The 23,151-nt window shown below is 50.8% G+C and carries 17 protein-coding genes; 8 read left to right on the forward strand and 9 right to left on the reverse strand.

The window, feature by feature from the left end; all coding sequences use genetic code 11:
- Positions 1 to 149: 149 nt before the first annotated feature.
- The 5 genes from Q8K39_RS21730 (at position 150) to Q8K39_RS21750 (ending at position 10,296) form a co-directional block, all read left to right on the forward strand.
- Positions 150 to 2,843, forward strand: a complete 2,694-nt coding sequence (locus Q8K39_RS21730) for a TonB-dependent siderophore receptor (RefSeq protein WP_305263284.1) — start codon at positions 150 to 152, stop codon at positions 2,841 to 2,843.
- 38 nt (positions 2,844 to 2,881) lie between these two features.
- A complete protein-coding gene (locus tag Q8K39_RS21735) occupies positions 2,882 to 4,774 on the forward strand; it encodes a glycoside hydrolase family 28 protein (RefSeq protein WP_305263285.1) in 1,893 nt (630 codons plus the stop codon).
- A 65-nt stretch (positions 4,775 to 4,839) separates the two neighbouring features.
- Positions 4,840 to 5,649 carry a rhamnogalacturonan acetylesterase gene (locus Q8K39_RS21740; RefSeq protein ID WP_305263286.1) on the forward strand — a complete coding sequence of 270 codons (810 nt, stop codon included), beginning with the start codon at positions 4,840 to 4,842 and terminating at the stop codon, positions 5,647 to 5,649.
- 95 nt (positions 5,650 to 5,744) lie between these two features.
- Positions 5,745 to 8,363: a pectinesterase family protein gene (locus tag Q8K39_RS21745; RefSeq protein ID WP_305263287.1), complete on the forward strand. Its 2,619-nt coding sequence runs from the start codon at positions 5,745 to 5,747 to the stop codon at positions 8,361 to 8,363.
- 100 nt (positions 8,364 to 8,463) lie between these two features.
- Entirely contained in the window at positions 8,464 to 10,296 is a 1,833-nt protein-coding gene (locus Q8K39_RS21750) for a glycoside hydrolase family 28 protein (protein WP_305263288.1), read from the forward strand.
- A gap of 76 nt (positions 10,297 to 10,372) precedes the next feature.
- Here the strand turns inward: Q8K39_RS21750 and Q8K39_RS21755 are convergent, their stop codons facing one another.
- The 6 genes from Q8K39_RS21755 to Q8K39_RS21780 form a co-directional block, all read right to left on the reverse strand.
- On the reverse strand, positions 10,373 to 11,275 hold the full coding sequence (locus Q8K39_RS21755) for an SMP-30/gluconolactonase/LRE family protein (protein ID WP_305263289.1): 903 nt from the start codon (positions 11,273 to 11,275) through the stop codon (positions 10,373 to 10,375).
- Between the two features lie 27 nt (positions 11,276 to 11,302).
- On the reverse strand, positions 11,303 to 12,670 hold the full coding sequence (locus Q8K39_RS21760) for an MFS transporter (protein ID WP_305263290.1): 1,368 nt from the start codon (positions 12,668 to 12,670) through the stop codon (positions 11,303 to 11,305).
- Between the two features lie 100 nt (positions 12,671 to 12,770).
- Complete coding sequence (locus tag Q8K39_RS21765; RefSeq protein WP_305263291.1) at positions 12,771 to 14,351, reverse strand: aldehyde dehydrogenase (NADP(+)); 1,581 nt, start codon at positions 14,349 to 14,351, stop codon at positions 12,771 to 12,773.
- Between the two features lie 24 nt (positions 14,352 to 14,375).
- The gene (gene kdgD / locus Q8K39_RS21770; RefSeq protein WP_305263292.1) at positions 14,376 to 15,287 is read right to left on the reverse strand and encodes a 5-dehydro-4-deoxyglucarate dehydratase; all 912 of its coding nucleotides are present in this window, start codon (positions 15,285 to 15,287) and stop codon (positions 14,376 to 14,378) included.
- A 358-nt stretch (positions 15,288 to 15,645) separates the two neighbouring features.
- A complete protein-coding gene (locus Q8K39_RS21775; protein WP_186953993.1) occupies positions 15,646 to 16,404 on the reverse strand; it encodes a FadR/GntR family transcriptional regulator in 759 nt (252 codons plus the stop codon).
- 113 nt (positions 16,405 to 16,517) lie between these two features.
- Complete coding sequence (locus Q8K39_RS21780; protein ID WP_305263293.1) at positions 16,518 to 17,819, reverse strand: hypothetical protein; 1,302 nt, start codon at positions 17,817 to 17,819, stop codon at positions 16,518 to 16,520.
- A 216-nt stretch (positions 17,820 to 18,035) separates the two neighbouring features.
- On the opposite strand from Q8K39_RS21780, the gene Q8K39_RS21785 reads away from it, so the two are divergent.
- Positions 18,036 to 18,608 carry a hypothetical protein gene (locus Q8K39_RS21785; RefSeq protein ID WP_305263294.1) on the forward strand — a complete coding sequence of 191 codons (573 nt, stop codon included), beginning with the start codon at positions 18,036 to 18,038 and terminating at the stop codon, positions 18,606 to 18,608.
- 60 nt (positions 18,609 to 18,668) lie between these two features.
- Complete coding sequence (locus tag Q8K39_RS21790) at positions 18,669 to 19,691, forward strand: DUF2804 domain-containing protein (RefSeq protein ID WP_305263295.1); 1,023 nt, start codon at positions 18,669 to 18,671, stop codon at positions 19,689 to 19,691.
- Between the two features lie 9 nt (positions 19,692 to 19,700).
- On the opposite strand, the gene Q8K39_RS21795 is transcribed toward Q8K39_RS21790, so the two are convergent.
- The 3 genes from Q8K39_RS21795 to Q8K39_RS21805 all read right to left on the reverse strand — a co-directional run bounded on the left by Q8K39_RS21795 (position 19,701) and on the right by Q8K39_RS21805 (position 22,908).
- Positions 19,701 to 21,125, reverse strand: coding sequence for a trypsin-like peptidase domain-containing protein (locus Q8K39_RS21795; protein ID WP_305263296.1), 1,425 nt, complete (start codon positions 21,123 to 21,125; stop codon positions 19,701 to 19,703).
- A 110-nt stretch (positions 21,126 to 21,235) separates the two neighbouring features.
- The gene (locus Q8K39_RS21800) at positions 21,236 to 21,646 is read right to left on the reverse strand and encodes a hypothetical protein (RefSeq protein WP_305263297.1); all 411 of its coding nucleotides are present in this window, start codon (positions 21,644 to 21,646) and stop codon (positions 21,236 to 21,238) included.
- The gene (locus tag Q8K39_RS21805; RefSeq protein WP_305263348.1) at positions 21,643 to 22,908 is read right to left on the reverse strand and encodes an ammonium transporter; all 1,266 of its coding nucleotides are present in this window, start codon (positions 22,906 to 22,908) and stop codon (positions 21,643 to 21,645) included. Before Q8K39_RS21805 ends, Q8K39_RS21800 begins: the two co-directional genes overlap by 4 nt.
- Here Q8K39_RS21805 and Q8K39_RS21810 point away from each other — a divergent pair.
- Positions 22,790 to 23,149 carry a hypothetical protein gene (locus tag Q8K39_RS21810; RefSeq protein ID WP_305263353.1) on the forward strand — a complete coding sequence of 120 codons (360 nt, stop codon included), beginning with the start codon at positions 22,790 to 22,792 and terminating at the stop codon, positions 23,147 to 23,149. The two genes, Q8K39_RS21805 and Q8K39_RS21810, sit on opposite strands and share 119 nt — an antisense overlap.
- Positions 23,150 to 23,151 lie beyond the last annotated feature (2 nt).

Genomic DNA, 23,151 nt, shown 5'->3' on the forward strand with positions numbered 1-23,151 from the left:
TTTCTATCTTGACCGGCTGTGACCCCGGTGGGGCTTCTTCCGCCCATCTTCGTCGCAGTGGCACAGAGTACGCGAGGTGCTCCAACTAGTGACTTATGCACAACAGCATAGGCACGAGAATTCCATGAAAAACAGGAGGAGACTGAATAATGAAAGACGATAAAAAATTCCAAAGGCCAGTATTTGTATTGTCATCCATCGCGCTGGCAGTACTGGCGGTAGTGAATCATGCGCAAGCGCAAGAAGTACAAAGGGTGGAAGTCACTGGTTCATCCATCAAGCGCCTGGCGACTGAAGCATCTTTGCCAGTGACCATGGTCAGCGGTGAAGAACTGGAAAAACGTGGCATGACCACACTGGCAGATCTGATGATGGCCTTGCCTGAATCAGCCTCGCTGGCACCTTCGAATGCTGGATCAGGCACCAATATCAATCTGCGCGGCCTGGGTGTGAATCGTACGCTGGTGTTATTGAATGGCCGTCGCCTTGCCAACGAAGCGATTGCTGATGGTTATGCCAATCTGGATGTAATACCCATGAGTGCCATCGCCAGGGTAGAAATCCTGCGCGATGGTGCATCTTCGATATATGGTTCTGATGCTATCGGTGGTGTGGTCAACTTCATCACCAAGCGCACCGTGGTTGGTAACTCTGTTTCAGCCCAGTTCGTCAAACCGCAAAAGACAGGTGGTGGTGATGAACAAAGGGTTACTGCTACCGTAGGTGTCGGTGATCTGGAAAAAGATGGCTGGAATCTTTACGGTACGATTGATGCCCATCGCCGTAGCCGCTTGCTGGCATCCGACCGTGCCGAATTAAGCACAACCGAAATGCTGACCAGCATAGGTCGTGCGCCTACTCTGGGCAGCGGTGGCTATGCCATGCCTGCCAACTTTACGACGGCCACCAACAAAACGGCTGCAAATCCTTACTATGCCAGCAACTGCCAGGCTCCTTACAGCATACAGGGTGCAAAAAATACCTGCATACTGAATGCAGCATATTACGGCACTGCCCTGTATGGGAATGAGCAAGTAACTTTCTACGCAAAGGCAACAAAGAAATTCAATGACGAGCATATCCTCAGCATTGATTACATGCGTGGACAAGAGCATATACTGGGCACAAAAAATCCGACCACCAGCCTGGCAGCAAATGGTGTAAGTGCCTTGCTGCCGTCGACCAGTAAATGGTACCCCGGCGGTACAGGTGGCGTGCCAGCCGTGGCAGGCTTGAAAGGTGAGCCCCTAACCGTGACCTGGAGTGTTGCTGACCTGGCCGAGGCCGTCACCAAGGATGTGCAAATCAATCAACGCATTGCCATCAATGATGAAGGCCGTATCGGTAACTGGGATTACAAGGCTGGTTTTGTTTATGGACATAGCCAGCGCGACAATTACTATGAGGCAGGCTATGTCGATGGTCCTGCGTTGTTGAAGGGTATCGCTAACGGTACCTTGAATCCTTTTGGCTTGCAGGATGCAGCAGGCAAGGCTTACCTGGCCAGCATAGGCGTCGATGGTGCGCAAAATCGCCATTCTGTCAGTACCTTCACAGGTATTGATTTTACTGCCTCCACAGAACTCACCAAGCTGGCAGGCGGGCCACTGACGCTGGCACTGGGTGCAGACTTGCACAGGGATACGACAGAGGATACCAAGACAGCGATCACATCGATTGTGACTTATGCTGCATCAGGCCCTTCACGTGGACAGGGTGCGCGAAATGTCGCAGCACTCTATGCTGAAATGGAAATTCCTGTGACCAAGGAATTAAATTTTAACGTGGCCGTGCGTGACGATCATTTCAGTGATTTTGGCAATACCATCAACCCCAAGGCCAGCTTTCGCTATCAACCGATGAAGGCCTTGATGTTCCGTGGCTCAGCCAATACCGGTTTCCGCGCACCGACTTTGTTCGATCGTTATGGTTACCGTGTCCCAGGCGCGAATACCACAACGTCATCGAAATGGGATGACCCAGTGCAATGCCCTGGCGGTACGCCCGGCATAGCAGGTACGGGCAAGGCTTTGCCAGGCCTGGTAGCTTCGGCGGTATGTAATGTTTCCCTGCCACGTCAGACGGGTAGTAACCCTGATCTGGTGCCAGAAACTTCACGCGGCTTCACATTGGGGGCCGTGGTAGAGCCTCTGCAAAACCTGACTTTGTCTGCAGATTACTGGCATATAGAAATGAAAGACATGCTGGCAAACTTGCCTGAGCAAGTCTACTTCCTGAATCCGACCAAATACGCAGACCTGTTCGTGCGCAATGCTGATGGCTCTCTGGCTTACATCAAAAATATCACGATGAATCTGGGTGGGCAAAAAGCTTCTGGTATTGATGTGACAGTTGCTTACGATATCCCCCGCACTTCCATAGGTAATTTCAAGTTTCAGTTGAATGGCACATACCTGACGCAATTTGATAATCAATTGGAAAAAGACAGCGCCTTCGTGTCCAATGTAGGTCGTTTCGGTGTGGCCAGCAATGGCACTACCAGCAGCTTGCCCATCATTACCTTCCGCTGGAAACACACGCTGACCATGTCCTGGACCAAGGGTGACTGGAGTTCGCAACTGACACAAAACTACAATACTGGCTACCACGATCAAAACCTGATTGCCGCCCAGTATTTCAGGGATATCGAGCCGTACCAGGTATGGAATTTGACCGCAAGCTATCGCGGCTTTAAAAACCTGACCTTGTCCGCCGGTATCACCAATCTGTTGGATGCCAAACCACCGATTACCAATCACAGTGGCTACACCTATGGCTATCTGAGCAGTGCTGCCAGCCCCATAGGCCGCGCATTCAATGCACGTTTGTCTTACAACTTCTGAAGAAAAGTCCCCCATGCGTACATGGGGGACGTGGAGCCATGATGCAAAACAGTAATCTGAAAAACAGTTTGAATTTGAAACGCCGCAGTTTCTTGCAGGCCGCATCTGCCAGTGGTCTCTTGTTGGGCAGTGGCATCCCAGCAAGTGCTTTTGCCGCCGCAGGAAAACAAGATCCCTGGAAGCAGGCACAGGACATCATCAATCGTTTTTCCACGCCCATTCAGTTCCGCAAGGAAGATTTTCCCATCACCAGTTTTGGTGCGGAAACCTGTCAGGTAGTGCCGACAGTTGCCTGGATTTCCTTTGTTGAAAAAGCCAATCTATCGACTCCGGCGAAAGGCTCCAAGGATTGCTACCCAGCAATTGCCGAAGCCATCGCCGCATGTCATAAAGCAGGTGGTGGACGAGTCGTTATCCCGGCGGGTAACTGGTATTGCGCTGGGCCTATCGTATTGTTATCGAATGTCAATGTGCACTTGCAGGCTGGCGCGCATGTTTACTTCAGCAATAATCCGGCTGACTATGCAAAATACGGCAAATTCAATTGCGGCAAGAATGGCAATTTATCCATGACGCGCTGGGAAGGCAATGACTGCCTGAACTTCTCGTCTATGGTTTATGCTTTTGGACAAAACAATATCGCTCTTACTGGCGATGACTGGACTGCCATACTCGATGGTCAGGCTGGTGTCGATTTCCCGGATAGTCCTTATTGCTGGTGGTCCTGGAAGGGTAGGGAAAAGCCAAATACCAGCGGCGATATCGCAGCGGGCAACAGCGGAAACTATGTCAAGCATGTCAAAGGTGAGACTGAAGTTTCTCTGAATCCGCTGAATCCCACTTCATTGCAGGAAGCCGCACCGCATCTGAGTGCACAAGAAGCCAGTTTCATCCAGGGTGAAGGAGACAAATGGCGTCGCGATTCCAATTATCTGCGTGCGCTGGCAGAAGCCAGAGTACCTGCAGAAAAACGTGTGTTCGGAATGGGGCACTTCTTGCGCCCGCATATGGTGCAATTCATCAGTTGCACGAATGTGCTGTTCCAGGGCTATCAAGTTACCAATACTCCATTCTGGCAACATAACCCTGTCAATTGCCGCAATGTGCATGTGAAGAATATCTATGCCAATAGCATAGGTCCGAACAGCGATGGTTTTGATCCTGAATCCTGTGATCACGTTTTGATAGAAGATTCAACCTTTGATACTGGCGACGATTGCATCGCAGTTGATTCTGGCAAGGGGCCGGACATACAGTATGGTCCTTCACAGAATATCGTGATCCAGAATTGCAAGATGCATAGTGGTCATGGTGCCATGACTTTTGGCAGCATCATGTCTGGTGGCATACAGAATGTATTTGCGCAAAACCTGGTATTTGAAAACAGCCATTGGAAAACTGATCCGCTGAATATCGCAATCAGGTTGAAGTCCAATATGAGCCGAGGCGGTTTCCTGCGCAATTTGCATATACGCAATATTACGGTGCCGAATGGCATACGTACCACACCAGCGTTCTATTCCAGCTTACCTGGTTCTGCCATTCCTACCAAGTCAGTGGCGACCTCAGCTGGCGGCATTATCACCATCGATTGTGGTTACGACCCAATCAATGACAATGTGCGTACACGTCCGCCGGTGGTTTCCGATATTCATATCTCGAACGTCAAAGTGGCGAATGTCGATACCAAAGATGGCAAGTTCTCTTGCTATCAGGCGATAGTCATTCTGGGGCCAGTGGCCAGCGACTATAACGGCCCGGCAAAACCGGCACCGCATATTGTTCCAGTCACGAATGTCACTATCACTGATTGTGATCTCGGTACCCCAGCCAATGCTGCCAATCCGCTGTATCTATACAACGTCAAGGGCTTGACCTTGAAGAATGTCAGGATAGGTAACACCGTGCATAACAAGACATTGTCTGCCTAGACTTGAGACGAACTTCGGGGTCTGCTTGCAGACCCCGTTTTTATCGAAAAGATCAAGAGTATCCTATGAAACTATTTCTTCGCTCTGTCGCCTTGATGGTGATCAGTGCCATGCTGGTCTGCGCTTGCAGCCAGCCAAAACAAGTTGAGTCTGATGTTGGCAAACCTGTCCGCGTCATCCTTGTGGGGGACTCCACGATGGCCACAAGAAGTGGCTATGGTGATGCCTTGTGCCAGCGTTTCAAGCCTGACGTGACTTGTCTGAATCTTGCCAAAGGCGGGCGTAGCTCTGGCAGTTATCGCGCAGAAGGTTCGTGGGAAGTAGTACAGAAACTCATAGCAAGCAATGCGCAATTCAGCCAGACCTTGGTCCTGATACAGTTCGGCCACAATGACCAGCCCGGCAAGCCCGGACGCTCGACTGACCTGGCGACAGAGTTCCCTGTCAATATGGCTGGTTATGTTGAGGAATTGCAGGCAGCCGGGGCACATGCCGTATTGCTGACTCCTTTGACCAGGCGCAGTTTCAAAGGTGCGCAATTACAAAATGATTTGCGTCCCTGGGCAGAAGCCAGCATCAAGGTGGCGACGAGCAAGCATGTGACTTTGATCGATTTAAATGCGATCAGTTATAAGGCTGTGCAAGCCATGGGCGAAGCTGAGGCTGATACCCTGGCAATGGCACCTCCGCCTGCTGTACTGCCGGTAGCAACTACAGACTTGTCCAAGATGGAAAAAGCAGGGGCTGCGAAGTCGGCTTTTGACCGTACCCACCTTGGTGGTAAGGGGGCAGCCTATTTTTCTGCTATGGTATTGAAAGAATTGCTGATAGTCGCCCCAGTTTTGCAATCGCATGTGAATGCAGAGACTAGATGATGAGTCAGCAAAAGATAATCTCCGCAACTTGGCTCACTCCGACAATCACGGCTTTGCTGCTTGCCAGCTCTGCAAATGCTCAGGATACCCGTCTCGTGAAGGAGCCGCAGACGCCAGCCGTCTGCAGTGTGCTGGCGGCACAACTGGAGATTGGCAAGCAGGATACAACAAACCCGGCAAGCCGCGCACCAGATACCCAGCTTCTGCAAACGGCAATAGATGCCTGCCGCCCGGGACAGGCAGTACGCTTACGCAGCCGTAATGACAAGGTCGCATTCGTATCCGGCGCTTTGCAATTGCGCAGCGGCGTTTCGCTTTTGATCGATGCTGGTGTTACGCTGTATGCATCTACTCACTCACTGGACTATGATCGTGGTGCCGGCACTTGTGGCACGAATGATGACAAGGGCAAAGGCTGTAAGCCCTTCATCACCATTGACCACGCCAAAGGCAGCGGTATTTATGGCGAAGGCGTGATAGACGGCCAGGGCGGCGAGCGTATCAGTGGCAAGGAAGAAAGTTGGTGGCAAATTGCCCGTAGAGCGCAGAAAGAAAACAATCGCCAGAATGTGCCCAGGCTGATAGAAGTTACGCAGTCGAATGACATCACTCTGCACAATATCACTTTGCGTAATTCACCCAATTTCCATGTCACCCTCAACCAGGTAGACGGCTTTACTGCCTGGGGTGTGCGCATAGACACGCCTGCCAATGCCAGAAATACTGATGGTATAGACCCGATTTCCTCACGCAATATCACGATTGCCAATAGTTATATCCGCACCGGTGATGATAATGTCGCCATCAAGGCGGGCAATAATGGGCCTACCGAAAATATCACCATACGCAATAATCATTTCTACTCTGGTCATGGCATGTCCATAGGCAGTGAAACCAATGGCGGGATCAGAAATATCCTGATAGAAAATCTCAGCATGGATGGCACGACTTCAGGCTTGCGCATCAAGAGTGATATCTCACGTGGCGGGCTTGTGCAAAACATTAGCTATCGCAATGTCTGCATACGCAATGTCAAGGCACCTATTGATTTTGATACGCATTATGGAAAAACTGCGGCTGGCAATCTGATACCTCAGTACCGCAACATCAAGCTTGAGCATGTGCAATCACTGACGCCAGGCAAGATCATATTGCGTGGCTACGATGCTGCTCGTCCCATAGAGTTTGCATTGCAAGACGTCAGTGTGGCAGATAAAAGCAGCCGCCAGTTTGAATATGTACGATTGGCCAGTAGTGAGAAAGTCGTCTTTGACAGTATTCCGGCCAATCCTCAGCAATGTGAACAGGCCTTTGCTGCCTATCCGGATTTGCTGCACCATAGTAAACGTCCGCAACTCGATGCGCAGACAGCCAAGTACTTTGCCTATGCCGAAGTATTGAAGTATGCTGGCTTGCCCGGCAATGAGCGGATATCACCCTGGGATCCCAAATCTGAACCCATCGCTGCTGACCCGCAATTGACACCTGACTATATCGTCGATGCTAATGCTGTACCAGACGGTGTCAGGACATTCAGACAAGTACAGGCCGCTGTCAATCAGGCTGTTACCGATATGGATAAAGGCAAGACTGGCAGGCAGCGCATCCATGTTTTCATCAAGCCCGGCACTTATCGTGAGCTGGTATATGTACCTCATACAGCCATCCCCATTACCCTGTATGGCAACGATGCAACCACTACCCGCATTACTGCCAATCTGGATGCTGCGACCACTGGTAGCAACTACACTGCGCAGTTTTCTGCGCAGTTTTCTGGTATGCACCACAGCATCAATGCCATGCACGAGGGTTTGAAGGATAAGCCTACGCTAGGTACTTTTGGCACCGCAGTATTATGGGTCAAAAGCCCCGGTTTTCAGGCAAAGAATCTGACTATAGAAAATTCCTATAATAAGGATAAGGGTAATGCGCTGGCAGATTGCCAGCCCGGTAATTGTCCCGATGAAAACGGTATCTATGCGCGCAGCAAAATGGTGCATCATCAGGCTTTGGCAGTCATGCTGGATGGCGCTGATAAATCGCATTTCGACAGTGTGCGCATGCTGGGTTTCCAGGATACCTTGTATATGAAGTCGGGCAAGGATGGCCAGACCGCGAGGCAATTTTTCCAGCGCTCTTACATTGAAGGCGATGTGGATTTCATTTTTGGTGATACTACTGCTTATTTTTTCGAAACCGAAATCAAGACTCTCGGTGACCGCAACTCTGCTTATGTCGGTGCTCCCAATACCAATGTGAAATCACGCTATGGTTTTGTGTTCGATCATTGCCGTTTTACCCATGATGGCAGCAGCAATGCCTTGGCGGGAAAATTCAGTTTGGCCCGACAATGGTTTTCGAACGAACGCTGTACACCATACGCACCTGTGCCTGTCCCTGGCTATGACTGCCAGATAGGCGAAGTGGATCAATTCAATTCGCCAACAGGCACGATCAGAAAGCAGACACTGGAGTCGGTAGGCAAGATGGTAGTCATGAACTCCGTGATTGGCGCGCATATCAATAAAAAACAGCCTTGGTCAGACTGGAACAAGAAAGGTACTTTGCCTTACCGCCCGGCTCAATTTTCCAGCGATGATTACTGGGCAAATCTGCTTGCTGCAAAAATTGACCCCGTAAAACAAATGGGCTACGTCGGACCATTTTCTCCGGTACGCGTATTTCTTGCTGAATTCAATAATACAGACGAGTGAGCTAGTAGCAGGATTAAAAGTGCGCTCGAAAAAACACAAGAGAGATAATATGAAACAGGAAAAACGAATTCAATCAAGCCAACCTGCACGTCGCAGTTTTATGAAAAAAGTGTCGCTAACGGGATTGTCCGTCACGACTGGCAGTGCGTTGCCAGTGAGCCAGGCACTTGCTGCGATCACGATAGACGATCCCTGGAAAAAAGCGCAGGATATCGTGGACCGCCTTTCCAGCCCTTTGAAATTTCGCAAGGCGGACTACCGCATCACGGATTTTGGCGCAGTCACTTGTGAATTGAAAAGTGTCAAAGCCTGGATATCGTATGAAGAGCAGGCTGCTGTGCAAACGCCGGTAGCAAATTCCAGAGATATTTATCCAGCCATAACTCAAGCGATCAAGACTTGCCATGAAGCAGGTGGTGGCCGTGTGCTGGTTCCTGCCGGGAACTGGTATTGTGCCGGGCCTATCGTTTTATTATCGAACGTGAATGTGCATTTGCTCAAAGGCGCACACGTCTATTTCAGTAATGACCCGGAAGACTATGCAAAATATGGCAGCTTTGATTGCGGGCCAAACGGCAAGTTGGTGATTTCGCGCTGGCAAAGCAATGACTGCCTGAACTTTTCACCCATGGTGTATGCCTATGGTCAGGATAATATTGCCCTGACCGGTGACGACTGGACCAGCATACTCGACGGCCAGGGTGGTGTTCCGTTTGATGAAAATGGTGATTGCTGGTGGACCTGGAAGGGCAAGCAAAAAACCATCAATTCAGTAGGCCAAAATACCAGCCCCAATTACAAGCATGGCAAGCGTTCGGAAAATACACCGAATGACTTGAATGCCATCAGCCTGGAAAAAATCGCACCGCAAGTCGATGAAAAGCACAGGCTGCGCATACAAGGTGACAATGATAAGTGGCGAGCCGATGCGAATTACCTGCCATCGCTTTCTGAGGCTGGTGTTCCTCTGGGTAAGCGCATCTTCGGCTTGGGACATAATCTGCGCCCACCGATGATACAGTTCATCAGTTGTACGAATGTGCTGATGCAAGGCTACCAGGTCAACCACACGCCGTTCTGGCAGCATCATCCTGTACATTGCCGCAATGTCGTGATACGCAATGTGCTGGCAAAAAGCCATGGCCCCAACAGCGATGGCTTTGATCCTGAAGCTTGTGACCATGTGCTGGTTGAATCATGCACCTTTGATTCTGGCGATGACTGTATCGCCATCAAGGCGGGCAAGAATCTCGATACGCATTTTGGTCCTTCGCAAAATATTGTTATCCAGAATTGCACCATGCAAAGTGGCCATGGTGCGGTGACACTGGGGAGTGAAATGGCGGGCGGTATACAGAATGTCTATGCGCAGAATCTCTTGTTTGAAAATATACACTGGGCCACTGATCCATTGAATACGGCGATACGTCTGAAGACGAATATGAATCGGGGTGGTTACCTGAAAAATTTCTATGTACGTAATATCTCGATACCGAATGGGGTACAGACCAGTCCGTCTTTTTATACATCACTCCCTGGCTCACCCATCCAGTCAAAGACGGTGGCCACCGCTGCCGGTGCCGTGATCACTTTTGATTGTGATTACGCACCTGTCAGTGACAATGTCAGGACCAGACCACCAGTGGTGACGAATGTGCATATCTCGAATGTCAAAGTGGGTAATGTCACGACCAAAAATGGCAAGTTCTCGTGCTTCCAGGCCATCGTCATTCTAGGACCAGTAGCGTCTGACTATAATGGGGACGATAAGAACCCAATGATCTTCCCGGTTACTAATGTCAGTATCAGTGATTGCCAGTTTGGGACGCCAGTGAATTCAGCCAGCCCTATGTATTTGTATAACGTACAGGGTCTGGAATTGAAGAATGTACAGATAGGTGACAAACTGCATAATTCTGTATTGTCAGCATAAGTTCAAAATTAGTGAAAAAAAAGCGCATAAGAGAAAATCTCTTATGCGCCCAAGTACCACTGCGCTTTCTACAAAATTAATTTGCAAATCTTGTTTCTGCTACGCCTTCCACTCCTGGTCGGACGAGTATCAGGCTACCTGCCCACTGATCATGTTCTGCCTTGCCAGCTCCTATGGAGCTAACGAGCAGGGTGCTCATATCCGGGCCGCCAAAGGTACACATGGCGGGTTTGTTCATGGGCAGTGCAATAGTTCTGTCGAGTTTGCCGGCTGGTGTAAAGCGTAACAGACAGGCGCCATCATTACCGCATATCCAGTAGCAGCCATCGACGTCCATGGCAGCACCATCAGGGCGTCCAGCCATGGGTTTCATGTCAACGAAGACGCGCCTGTGATGCGGCATGCCTTCCGCCACGTCATAGTCAAACGCCCAGATAGTCTGGCTGGCAGGGTGAGAGTCTGATAAATACATGGTCTTGCCATCGGGCGACCATGCCAGGCCATTCTGGGTCAATAGGTTGTTGATCACAGGTGCAGACAAGCCCAGATCCGGGGTATAGCGATAAAGATTGCCAATCGCTTTGGCTGCAGCCATGTCCATAAACATGGTGCCGCTCCAGAAACGCCCTTGGCGGTCGCAACGACCGTCATTAAAGCGCATGCCAGTCCCCGATTCTGCCAGTTCGGCGGGTGTAGCCAAGCGGCTTTGCAATGCACGTGGACCTTCGCCCAGATGCAGGTTGAAAATGCCACTTTCCATTCCCGCGATAAAATCACTATCCTGTTTCAGGGCAATGCATGCCACCATTTCTGTCGTTAGCCAGGATGTCAAATGACCATTCCTGGCGTTCAGTTTCCATATGGTTTTTGCCGGTATATCGACCCAATACCAGGCAGACTGTTCTGCATGCCATAAGGGACTTTCACCCACGATGCAACTCACAGCCGGTATTGATTCTATGTGAGAAAATTGAGTCATGTTGCGATTAAATAAGCTTTAATAAATTTACAGATCAGTAATTTCTTTATGGATGGGTACCAGGGTTTTCATCATGCCCCAGGCCAGTAAATAAGCCACTGCACAGAAAGTAAACATGATGGTATATCCAGTCTGGATCTGACCAAGCTGACCGTAGTAATCAAACAACCAGCCACCTACTTTGGACACCAGGACGCCACCCAGTCCACCGGCCATGCCGCCTATGCCCACGATGGATGCGACCGATTTTTTCGGGAACATATCCGAAACAGTCGTGAACAGATTCGCTGACCAGGCCTGGTGAGCAGAAGTGCCTACACCGATCAGCAATACTGGTACCCAAAAACCGAGGTAGCCAAATGGCTGCGCCAGCAAAACGACAAGCGGAAACAGAGCAATGACCAGCATTGCCTTCATGCGGCCGTTGTAAGCACTGTCTCCTTTACGCATGAAGTAGCTTGGGAACCAGCCACCGCCGATGCTGCCTATCATGGTCATGCTGTACAAGATAGCCAGTGGCAGTACGATGTCGGTCTTTTGCATCTTATATTGCGCTTCCAGATATTTTGGCAACCAGAACAGGAAAAACCACCATACTCCATCGGTCATGAATTTTCCAACGACAAAGGCCCATGTTTGTTTGTAAGACAGTAGTTTAAACCAGGATATTTTTTGTGCAGGCTGAGTACTATTTTCTTCAATGACTTGGGTGTCGCCGCTATTGATATAAGCGAGTTCTGCAGCAGACAGGTATTTTTGCTTTTCTGGCTTTTCATAAAATAACTGCCAGAATATCATCCATAAAAAACCTATCGCGCCGATGATGATGAACGCTGCCTGCCAGCCCCATAACTCGGCGATCAGCGGTACTGTCAACGGTGCCAGAATTGCACCTATATTGGCCCCGGAATTGAATATACCGGTAGCCAAAGAGCGTTCATGTTTAGGGAAATATTCAGCTGTCGCCTTGATCGCTGCGGGGAAATTACCTGCCTCACCGAAAGCCAGCACAGCCCTGGATATCATGAAACCCGCCACGGATACGGGGATGACGGCCAGGCCGAGAGCGGTGAACAATGATGCCAGTCCTTCTCCCCAAAGTATGGAGTAGGCATGCATGATGGCACCGAAAGACCAGACGGCAATCGCCAGCAAATAGGCTTGCTTGGTGCCTATCTTGTCGATAAGACGACCTGCAAACAGCATGGAGATCGCATACACGAATTGAAAGGCTGCGGTGATATTTGCGTAGTCGGTATTGGTCCAGCCAAATTCTTTGGACAGATCGGGAGCCAGCAGGCTTAGTACCTGTCTATCGAGGTAGTTAACGGTGGTCGCGAAAAATAGCAGTGCACAAATCGTCCACCGGTATTTTCCTATAGATTGTTGGCTCATACGAGCGTCTCCATTTTTATAATTTGTTTGGTCATGCTACACATCTATGTGAGTTTTTTGCATGAGCTTGGCTTGTATCACAAGCGGGTCATTCAGATGCTTACGATGCCAGCGTCAATTTGCCATCCATCATACGTGCGACTTGCAGTGGATTGTTATCTTGCAGCGCTGCTGGCAACAATTCTGCCGGAAAACCTTGGTAACAAACTGGCCGCAAGAAGCGCTCTATGGCTGCTGCGCCAACTGAAGTGCTGCGGCTATCTGAGGTCGCCGGGAATGGGCCGCCATGTACCATGGCATGGGCCACTTCCACTCCGGTCGGAAAGCCATTGAATAAGATGCGCCCGGCTTTCTTTTCCAGCACTGGCAACAACTTCCTGGCATGTGCATGATCATTGGTTGTGGCATGCACGGTTGCTGTTAACTGACCTTCCAGCGACGAAGCAACTGCGACGACTTCTTCAAAATCCTTGCACAAAATAGCGATCGAAGAGGGACCAAAAATTTCTTCCTGCAATGCTGGCGTGCTCAGGAAAGTAGCGCCAGAACAAACCGACAATACCGCCTGTGCCGCACATGCTGATTCTGCTTGCTGGCCTTTGGCGACCAGTTGCAATTGACTGATGTCAGCGAGGTGAGTCGTGCCTTTGACATAGGCTTGATGTATGCCCGGTGTCAGCATGGTCGCCGCATGTTTGTCCTCAAGTGCCCTGGCTGCATCGGCTAAAAACTGTCTCGCTGCTTCACTTTCTATGGCAATGACCAAGCCTGGATTGGTGCAGAACTGGCCAGCACCCAGAGTCAATGAATCGACAAAATTTTTCGCCAGTGTCGTAGTCTGTGATGTCAAAGCCTGATCCAATAAAAATACCGGATTGATGCTGCTCATCTCTGCGTAGACCGGGATAGGTTCTTTCCTCTGGCCAACGGTTTTCACCAAGGCCAGACCACCGGAACGAGAGCCAGTGAAACCAACGGCCTTGATGGCTGGATGGGCAACCAGTTGCTGACCTACTTTGCTGCCTGCACCTACCAGCATGGAGAATACACCTTCGTGCAATGCGCAATCTGCGACTGCTCTCTGTATGACCCGGCCTACTAGTTCAGAAGTGCCAAGATGGGCATTATGCGCCTTGACGATGACAGGACAGCCCGCAGCCAGTGCAGAGGCAGTATCGCCACCAGCAACCGAAAACGCCAGGGGGAAATTGCTGGCGCCGAATACAGCAACTGGTCCCAGGGCGATTTTTTGCAGACGAAGATCAGGGCGCGGTGGTGCACGTTCAGGCAATGCGCTATCTATGGTCGCATCCAGCCAATGACCATCGCGCACTACCTTGGCAAACAGGCGTAATTGATTGACGGTGCGGCCACGTTCGCCTTCGAGGCGGGCGACGGGCAAGCCGGTTTCCTGCGCCGCGCGTTCTATCAGAACAGGTCCCAAGTCCATGATACCGGTGGCGATGGCCTCCAGAAAGCGTGCTCTTTGCTCCAGACCAGTGGTGCGATAACTATCGAAAGCTTGTTCTGCCAGAAGGCAAGCCATCTCAACCTCATCTGTGGTGGCGAAGCCAAAAACAGGTTCGATTTCTTGATTGGTGGATGGGTCTATGGCTTTGGCATTGCCTGCCAGACCAAACACGACTTTTTTACCGATCAGCATTTGCCCGGTGATTTGCATACTGTACTCCCTTTACTTCTGAATTTATTGTGGGCCTTGTGCCAGGATCAGTTTATGCAGCATCGCATCTTCTTCTTCCGTCAGGTCAGTCAGCGGTGCACGTACCGGGCCTGCGCTATGGCCTACCAGGCGTGCGCCTGCCTTGACGATACTGACGGCATAACCAGCTTTGCGGTTGCGGATTTCCAGATAAGGCAGGAAGAACTGATCGAGCAGGCGATTTGATGTGGCATGGTCATCAGCAGCAATAGCGTGGTAAAAATCCATGGCCAGTTTGGGCATGAAGTTGAACACGGCAGAAGAATACACTGGCGTGCCCAAAGCCTTGTAGGCAGCGGCATACACTTCCGCAGTAGGCAAGCCACCCAGGTAACTGAAGCGGTCACCCATACGACGCCAGATCGATACCATCAATTCGATATCGCCTATGCCATCCTTGAAGCCGATGAGGTTGGGGCAGCGTGCGGCCAGCTTTTCCAGCGAGTCAGCAGTCAGGCGGCAATTGCCGCGGTTATACACAACCACGCCAAATTTTACTGATGCGCAGACTTCTTCGACATGACGGATCAGGCCGTCCTGGCTGGCTTCAGTCAGGTAATGTGGCAACAACAAGATGCCATGCGCACCCAGACGTTCTGCTTCCTGTGCATAGGCTATCGCCTGACGGGTAGGGCCGCCGGCACCAGCCAGGATAGGTACTTTGCCACGGCAAGTATCGACCGCAGTCTTGATGATCTCGGAATATTCACCGCCAGTCAGCGAGAAAAATTCACCCGTGCCACCCGCCGCAAACAGGGCACTGGCACCATAGGGCGCCAGCCACTCAAGGCGCTCGGCGTACGTCCTGGCATTGAAGTCACCAGCCGCATCAAAGTCAGTCAAGGGAAAGGATAGCAAGCCAGAGGACAGGATTTGTTTCAGTTCTTGAGGATGCATGGTGGCTCCGGAAATGGCAACCTGGACAAGTTCATGGCCAGGTTTGATGGTTTTAAAAAGTGAGTGTTTGCGTCAACGCTAAATTAAGTCATACGTCATCGTACAACTTAAAAGAAGAGATCGCAAGAAAACTTTCCCAAAATGTGAAAATGCTGTGCTTTGGCAGGGGGGAGGCGATCCAGGTATGACCCAGGCTTGGCCCTGTTCACTTCGGTTCGGGCTGGAGTATGTATGGAATCAGTCTGTCCTCTCTCATGGAACGGGTCTGATCTCAGCCCGGGACAGTTTTGCGGCAGGTGTGGCTAGTTTGAGACGGGCTAGAAACAAGCTTGAGGGAACGGCTCGAACCATGCCAGGATCATTCTGGTGTTGCCTCTATGCGTTGTTGCGCCTGGCGCAATCTTTCGCGGCTGTTACTAAGGTGGGTACGCATGGCGGCCCGGGCTGCTTCCTGGTCTTTCCGCAGGATGGCGAGGTAGATATCTTCATGCTCACGGTTGACTCTCTCCAGGTAATTGGTATTGCTGCTGCCATCCAAGGCCAGCATGGCAGACTTCAATCTGGCGCGCGGGATGATGGTTGTACCTAGATTGCTAAGAATATCCACAAAATAACGGTTGCCGGTAGACTGCGCGATCAGTAGATGGAAGCGCACGTCGGCATTCACCGAGGCATTTTCTTCCGTTTTGTTGCTGAGGATATCCTCCAGTGCCTTGCCCAGCGCTGCCGCCTGCTCTTCGGTTCGGCGCGAAGCTGCCAGCCAGGCAGCTTCGGTTTCCAGGCTGATCCTGAGTTCCAGTATATCGAGTACATCCCTGACGGTGACGATGGCTTCGCGCAACATGCCAGTTGGGGTCTGGCTGGGTTCGAGTATGAAAGTACCTATGCCATGGCGGGTTTGAACAAGCCCGGCAGCTTGCAGATGCGAGATAGCCTCCCGCACCACGGTGCGGCTGACATCATACAAGGCCATGATGGCCGATTCGGTAGGGAGCTTGTCACCTGGCTTCAGCGCACCACTCTTGACATTATTACTAATATTTTCAACGACCTCCTGGGACAGGCTTTTATGCCGTCTTTTGGTGGGGGGGGTGTTGGCGTAGTCTGGAATGTCCATGTTGTGGCTGTTTGCATGAGGGATTGGGGGAATTTTAACTCAAAACAAGTTAAATAGATGTATGACAACCTATGACATATTCTGGAAATTTATAAAAACTACCCGCCCTAACTTTATTGCGCAATCACATCCGCCACCAGCTCGCTTTTCAGGATCAGGCTGGATTGCCTGCCGTTCCCTAGCAAGAAGACACCACGGCCATTTGAGTAAATGATGCTGCCATCAGTGCGCATGTCATAGGCGACTACATTGGTGGCCAGGACAGTTTCAAGGCCCTGACGGTTGCGGCTGACCAATTGCCATGAGGCTGGCACCAGCGACGGCACACCATTGACCATGTTCTCTTTTCGCAGGGCTTTTTCTGCATCGATACGCTTGCCTTTCAAAATGATTTCCTTGAGATCGGCATTCAGGGCTGGGCCAGAGGCGCTGGTCAAAGGCTTGCGGCTATACATCATGGAGAAAAAATTCAGGTAGTGAAACAGCGCACGCAATAAACGAAATGGGAAGAGCAGGACATCCAGCAGGGCATTACTGGTTTCATACTTGGGTGCTTCATACGGGCGACGTATGAAATGCAGGTTGCCTTGTTGGCATACCCTTGGATGCAGGTAATCATAAGCCGGGTCATCCAGTACAGGCGAAACCGAGCCAGTCTTCATATCCAGCATTTGTATGCTGGCATTCCCAAAGGCCAGGGCGACACCGCTTTGATTGCGGGCGATACCTGTGGATTGATACAGCACCTGTTTCTCTGCATTGGGTATCCAGCAGGGGCTGGTATCGAGAGTATCTCCACCAGTCAGTTCACGGTAATCATCACCTTCACGATTAAGCATGACGAGGTTGGCGATGCCGGTTTTGTTCATGGACGATGCCAGCAATTTGCCGCTAGCCTGATCGAGGTTCATGTCTGTCAATGCCAGGTTTTGTCTGTGCAGTATGCGCCTCTCTACACCCGTTTCCAGCTCATAAGAAAACAGTCCACCCATGCCTGAATCCTGCAAAAAATACAGTATCCTTCCCTGCTCATCAAATTGCATGGCGGTCGCATTGATATGCGCGCCATCGCCATCAAACTGACGCATCGCACCGGAAGCTGAGACGCCAAAACTGGTATTTTGTTTCCAGGCATTTCGCTCCCTGTGCTTCTCCATTTTATCCAGCATCTCTTGCACATAAGGGCTGTGCAACTGTTTGACTTCACCATGGGCAGCGCGATAAAACAATTTGCCTTCTGAAATAAAAGCTACTGTCTGCCCATTTGCTACACGATCAAGATGGCTTTGATGTGCGGCATCATGGGCTGCGGCAGGCAGTGGCTTTTCTTCTGTTGAGAGCATATTTTTTTGCTTAGCCTGATTTAGGAAATAAGCCAGCGCCAACAAAGCGATGATGATAATGAGTATGTGCACTTAAGAATCTCCTGTCTTTTGTCACCTGTGCGGACCGCATTGCAAGAAATTACAAAAGCGATATTATGCATGCAAGTCGTACTAACTACACTTATTCCGTATTTTGAGCCCCAAAAACAGACATGACATTTGTCATCAGCAAGTCCTGACACTTTGCTCTGATATTGATGATTATCCTCGGACATACTGGTAACAGTTCAACAAGGAGTGTCCATCATGTCTGAAATCAACGCTGTCACATTTTCTTCTCACGCTGCTCGTGCCAAGGGTGCGATGTTTTTTGCCGTTTTCGGTGGTGCCTGGCTGATGCTATGGAATCAGCTTGCCATGCATGGCAACAGGCTGGGATATCTGATTATCGCCGTCCTGGGACTTACCCTGTTTGGAATGGCAGTACAGCGTCATCGTTTATACAAGCCTTACGCTGATGAGGACAGTCCTGAAACAAAGAAAACTGGACGCATGTTCTACCTCATTAATGCCGCCCAATGGATCATCATCCTGATTGCCAGAAACGCGCTGGTCAATCTGGGCCTAGCTGACTGGATCATACCATCCGTCATGCTGGTAGTTGGCTTGCATTTCCTACCTTTGGCCAAATTGTTTAATACTCCAGGTTTGCTCTGGCTTGGTCTGGTAGTGAGCTTGTTTGCGATTATCTATCCCTTCGTGCTTTCCCAGGGTGCTGCTGATCCTTATGGCTGCCTGGGTGCGGGTGTGCTATTGTGGGGATATGCCTGGTTGAAACTCTTGGGTATTCCTTCAGTGCAGAATATGAGTGCAGTTTGAAATAGACCCTCTAACTAATTTACTGCAAAATCGCGAGCATATAAAAAAGATGAAGACAATATGCCAGTCAATTTCCTGCCACCCGCACCTGCACAAGTCCTGACCGCAGAAGGACGGGTCAGGTGTGGCAAATATGCCGGCACCCCCAATCTCATAGACTGGTCCGGCCTGGCCCTGCATCAAAGGCGCGGCAAGCTGTGGCAAGCCTTGCATCACAAGCATTGGCACTATGTCGCACTGGCAACGGAAGAAATATTTTGCGGCATTGCCATCGTCGATGTAGGCTGGACCAATACTGCCTTTGCCTATGTATTTGACAGGCAGGAAGGCAAGCTCATCTCCAGTTATTCTCAGGATGGTTTGCCTGGCCTGACCGCAAAACTGAACTCACATCCGGCTGCTGGGGCGGCCTCGCAATTCCAGTTTTTTGGCAAGAAAATTCGTTTCCAGCATTTACCTGACAGTGAACAAGCTCAGGCGCAATTTCAACTGCATTTGCAATGCGGTTCTTTTGTAATTGATGCTCTGCTCGATGCCAGCCAGGCAGCACCTTCACTGCTGGCGGTAGGTGAAGTGCAGGGTGGGACGGTACATGCCACCGTCAAGTCGGCAGGCATGCCGCTGACAGGGGTGGTGAAGGTGGGTAGCCGCAGCTTCAACTTACAAACAGGCACGGGCAGTTATGACCATAGCAATGGTTTTCTGGCGCGTGAAACTGGCTGGCGCTGGGCCTCGGCGCATGCGAAGGATGTGGGATTTAATTTGCAGGCAGGCTATTTTGGCAGCAATGAAAATGCCTTATGGCTGGATGGCAAGATCATTGCCCTGGGTGCTGCACAGTTTGACTTTGATGCCAGCCAGGCCATGGCTGACTGGCATATTCATACGGATGATGGTTTGCTGGATTTGTATTTCCGGCCCGAGGGGTTTCGTGCGGAAAACAAGAATCTTTTGATCGCCAGCAGTCGTTATCTGCAACCCATAGGTGTATTTAGTGGCTGGGTCAGGGCCAGTGTGGATAGTCCAAAGCGGCAGATAGAAAAAATGGTCGGCGTGACAGAAGACCATTTTTCAAAATGGTAGACAACATCATTATCGCCGGTTGCATACTATGCGGTCGGCCTTGCCAGGATTGACCACCAGTTTGTTATCCGTAAATTCTTCAACGATGCCGGAAATTCTACCGCCTATGCTGAGTGAAAGGGATTTACCGTCGAAAAGATAATTGCCCAAAAACTTTTTGCCATTCATGGTACCACTCAAGCGGGAATCTCTTTCAAACAGTACATCCATGCTGTAGCCAGTCAGTACGCCATAACAATTCCAGAGGCCAAGAATTTTTGCGGCCGCTGGTTGGACCGTTGAGGCTTGTGCATTACCCTCCAGGTTGCTGTCCTTGTTGCCGTCCCTGTTTCCTTCCATGCTGTTCATGGTTATTGCGCCCACACTTTGATTGCTTGCCCGGCGTGTTGACATGGTGTTGATCCAGTCTGCAGGAACGGCAAAGTTCAGGTTTTGCCCTAGCCTGTGCTGGAAAGTGTTGATGCCTACCAGTCTGCCAGCAGCATCAAACAAACCACCACCGCTGGAACCAGGTGAGATCGGTGCGGTAGTTTGTATGACCTTGCCAGTCGATAGGGGGCGTAAAGCGGAAACGATACCATCGCTGATCGTCAGATCCAGACCCTGTGGAGCACCAATGGCAAACACTTTTTGGCCTATGCGCAAATTGTCCGTGCTACCCAATGCTACGGCAGGTGCATTGGCACCGGGGATGCTGAGGCGACACAGATCATATTCTTCATCCGCCATGATGACCGTGGCTGGCAATAATTGCTTGCCTATCCTGGCTTTATATTGCACTCCATTGCGTGTTACATGGCAATTCGTGATCAGGACTTCGGGTGCGATCATGACACCGCTGCCCATAGAAACCGGTGCGCCGGTTGGAGAAAACACCATGATCAGGGCGATACTTGGAGAGCGCAGCGCATAAATTTCTTCAGCAGTTTTACTGCCCTCTACATTATTGTTAATGGTGGCAGCGGGCTCTGCTATCTGGCTTGGTGGTGCTGGAACGACGGCCGGCTCCGGCGGCTTTACTGGCGATGCAGGTGTGACTGCGCTATACACTGGCAATTCTGTTTGCCTGTTGCTTTCTTCCTTTTGTTTTACTGACCACAACGTTGCTGCTGCTGCCAGCAGTACTACAATCAAAGCAGTCAGGCTGAACCAGTTTCTGGAAGGGGTTGGGGTGGCTGGAGCTGTTGATTGCTGTTCTCTGGCTATGCTGGCCTGTACCCGCAAGCTTTCCTGTCTGGCCAGGCGAGCATCATAACTGGCACGTTTTTGTGGAGTGGAAAGCAATTCGTAAGCCTCACGCAAGATGACTTTTCTATTGTGATCATGCTGCGCCGTGCTTTCCAGTTCGGACATGGCATTCTGGTACGCTGCGCGTATCTGTTCCGGAGTTGCGTCCGCCGCGACCGAGAGTATGTCGTAAAGAGTTTGTTTCATTGCATGTCCAGAATGAAGGGCTTGCTTTTTTCCTTTGCGGGAACAAGTTTTTTCTGGAGATTGTAACTGAAGATATGGCAGCTATACGAATTAGCCGCCATAAGTGATCTTTAGCGCAAGCGACCTATATAAGTCTGGTCCACCATGGCATTGTGATCCAGCACAGGCATGCCTGCCAGAGGATTTGTTTCTATCCTGCTACTTACCAGCATACCGGATGTTGAACTGGATTTTTTGGAGATCAATCTGTTCAGCAAAGGATCTGCTGGCGGTGGAATGACGAACAAGCCAGCTTCACCAAAATAGATGTCTTCCAGCTTACGACATATGTCGCGTAAAGCTTCGTTAGGCAATTCCATGGCCAGATCCAGTATGGCACGACAATAGCCAGGATTGATACGCATGTACTCTATATCAGTGACGCGGCCATTTTGGCGTCGCAAAATCACATGCAAACGCGCCATGAGTGAAAAAGCAAGATTATCTGACATCGCGTTTTGGACTAAGCTGCTGGTACTCATAAGATATGCTCCCCGTGAAGTTCAAGATCCAATCCTTCTCTTTCTTCTTCCTTGTTGACACGCAAACCGATGGAAACCTTGAGTAGCCATAAAATGATGGCAGTCACAGCACCGGAATAAATGACAGTGACGATGACGCCAAAGGCCTGGGTAGCCAGGCTGCCATCGACACCGCCTATGCTCTTCAATGCGAAGACACCGGTTAGTAACGCGCCGACTATGCCTCCAATGGCATGCACGCCAAATACATCGAGTGAATCATCATAGCCACCCATGGATTTGAGTGAAGTCGCACCCCAGTAGCAAGCCACGCCAGCCACAGCACCAATGACTAAGGCACCCGTCAGATCGACAAAGCCGGAGGCCGGTGTAATGGCCACCAGTCCGGCGACAGCACCGGAGACTATGCCAAGTACCGAGGGTTTGCCACGGCGTAGCCATTCCACGAACATCCAAGCCAGTGCAGACATCGCCGTTGCCACCTGTGTCACCAGCATCGCCAGCCCTGCACGGCCATCTGCCGCACCTGCTGAGCCAGCATTGAAACCAAACCAGCCTACCCATAACAATGAGGCACCAATGGCTGTCAGCAAAAGATTGTGCGGTGGCATGGGTTCCTTGCCAAAGCCCAGGCGTGGCCCAACGATCAATGCGGCCACCAGGCCGGATACCCCGGCATTGATATGCACCACAGTCCCACCGGCAAAGTCGAGCACACCACGCGCTGCCAGCCAGCCCGCCGGTTCCCATACCCAGTGCGCAACCGGTACATACACCAGCAGGGACCACAAAGTGATGAACAGCAGCAGTGCAGAAAACTTCATGCGTTCGGCAAATGCACCGGTAATCAGTGCGGGGGTGATGATGGCGAACGTCATCTGGAACATCAGGAATACGCTTTCCGGTATCGTCGGCGCCAGTTGATGCACGCTGAGTTGCCCGGCTTCTTTCAAAAAGCTCACGCCATGCAGCATGAACCTGTCCATGCTACCCAGAAAAGGCGAGCCCGCTGTGAACACGAGGCTGTAACCCAGTACCACCCACAAGACTGTGACGATGCAGGTAGTTGCCAGGCTATGCGCCATCGTGCCCAGGGCATTTTTCTTGCGCACCATGCCAGTGTAGAACAGGGCCAGGCCGGGTATGGTCATCAGTAATACCAGTGCAGTCGATGTCATCATCCAGGCGGTATCACCAGCACTAATCTTGTCTGCCGCGATCATCCCGGACTTGTTCATTGAAGATGGCGCTGCCTCTGGTATAGCCGACGTGCTGGCTGGGGCGGCCGTGGCAGTTGCGCCAGCTAAGACTGGCGACTCTGTCTGCGCACTGCAAGTGCTACTGAACATGGAAAAAATGAAGGTCAGGGACAGCAAGAAGCTGGAAAGCACGCGTATTTTCATCAAACTAGCCTTTTCAAAAACATCGTCAATGACACACAAGCATGTTTGCGATGCAGCATTTTTCATGCCAAGGTTCAACCAGGCATTCAAGGCTAACTAATG

Source organism: Undibacterium sp., assembly GCF_030683615.1.
GTDB lineage: Bacteria > Pseudomonadota > Gammaproteobacteria > Burkholderiales > Burkholderiaceae_D > Undibacterium > Undibacterium umbellatum.

What these genes read in the sequence shown, in the direction of transcription:
- kdgD (WP_305263292.1), bottom strand. Translation starts at nt 15,287, where the DNA reads ATGCATCCTCAAGAACTGAAACAAATCCTGTCCTCTGGCTTGCTATCC.
- Q8K39_RS21740 (WP_305263286.1), top strand. Translation starts at nt 4,840, where the DNA reads ATGAAACTATTTCTTCGCTCTGTCGCCTTGATGGTGATCAGTGCCATG.
- Q8K39_RS21810 (WP_305263353.1), top strand. Translation starts at nt 22,790, where the DNA reads ATGGTCATCAGTAATACCAGTGCAGTCGATGTCATCATCCAGGCGGTA.
- Q8K39_RS21755 (WP_305263289.1), bottom strand. Translation starts at nt 11,275, where the DNA reads ATGACTCAATTTTCTCACATAGAATCAATACCGGCTGTGAGTTGCATC.
- Q8K39_RS21795 (WP_305263296.1), bottom strand. Translation starts at nt 21,125, where the DNA reads ATGAAACAAACTCTTTACGACATACTCTCGGTCGCGGCGGACGCAACT.
- Q8K39_RS21790 (WP_305263295.1), top strand. Translation starts at nt 18,669, where the DNA reads ATGCCAGTCAATTTCCTGCCACCCGCACCTGCACAAGTCCTGACCGCA.
- Q8K39_RS21800 (WP_305263297.1), bottom strand. Translation starts at nt 21,646, where the DNA reads ATGAGTACCAGCAGCTTAGTCCAAAACGCGATGTCAGATAATCTTGCT.
- Q8K39_RS21785 (WP_305263294.1), top strand. Translation starts at nt 18,036, where the DNA reads ATGTCTGAAATCAACGCTGTCACATTTTCTTCTCACGCTGCTCGTGCC.
- Q8K39_RS21760 (WP_305263290.1), bottom strand. Translation starts at nt 12,670, where the DNA reads ATGAGCCAACAATCTATAGGAAAATACCGGTGGACGATTTGTGCACTG.
- Q8K39_RS21750 (WP_305263288.1), top strand. Translation starts at nt 8,464, where the DNA reads ATGAAAAAAGTGTCGCTAACGGGATTGTCCGTCACGACTGGCAGTGCG.
- Q8K39_RS21775 (WP_186953993.1), bottom strand. Translation starts at nt 16,404, where the DNA reads ATGGACATTCCAGACTACGCCAACACCCCCCCCACCAAAAGACGGCAT.
- Q8K39_RS21735 (WP_305263285.1), top strand. Translation starts at nt 2,882, where the DNA reads ATGATGCAAAACAGTAATCTGAAAAACAGTTTGAATTTGAAACGCCGC.
- Q8K39_RS21765 (WP_305263291.1), bottom strand. Translation starts at nt 14,351, where the DNA reads ATGCAAATCACCGGGCAAATGCTGATCGGTAAAAAAGTCGTGTTTGGT.
- Q8K39_RS21730 (WP_305263284.1), top strand. Translation starts at nt 150, where the DNA reads ATGAAAGACGATAAAAAATTCCAAAGGCCAGTATTTGTATTGTCATCC.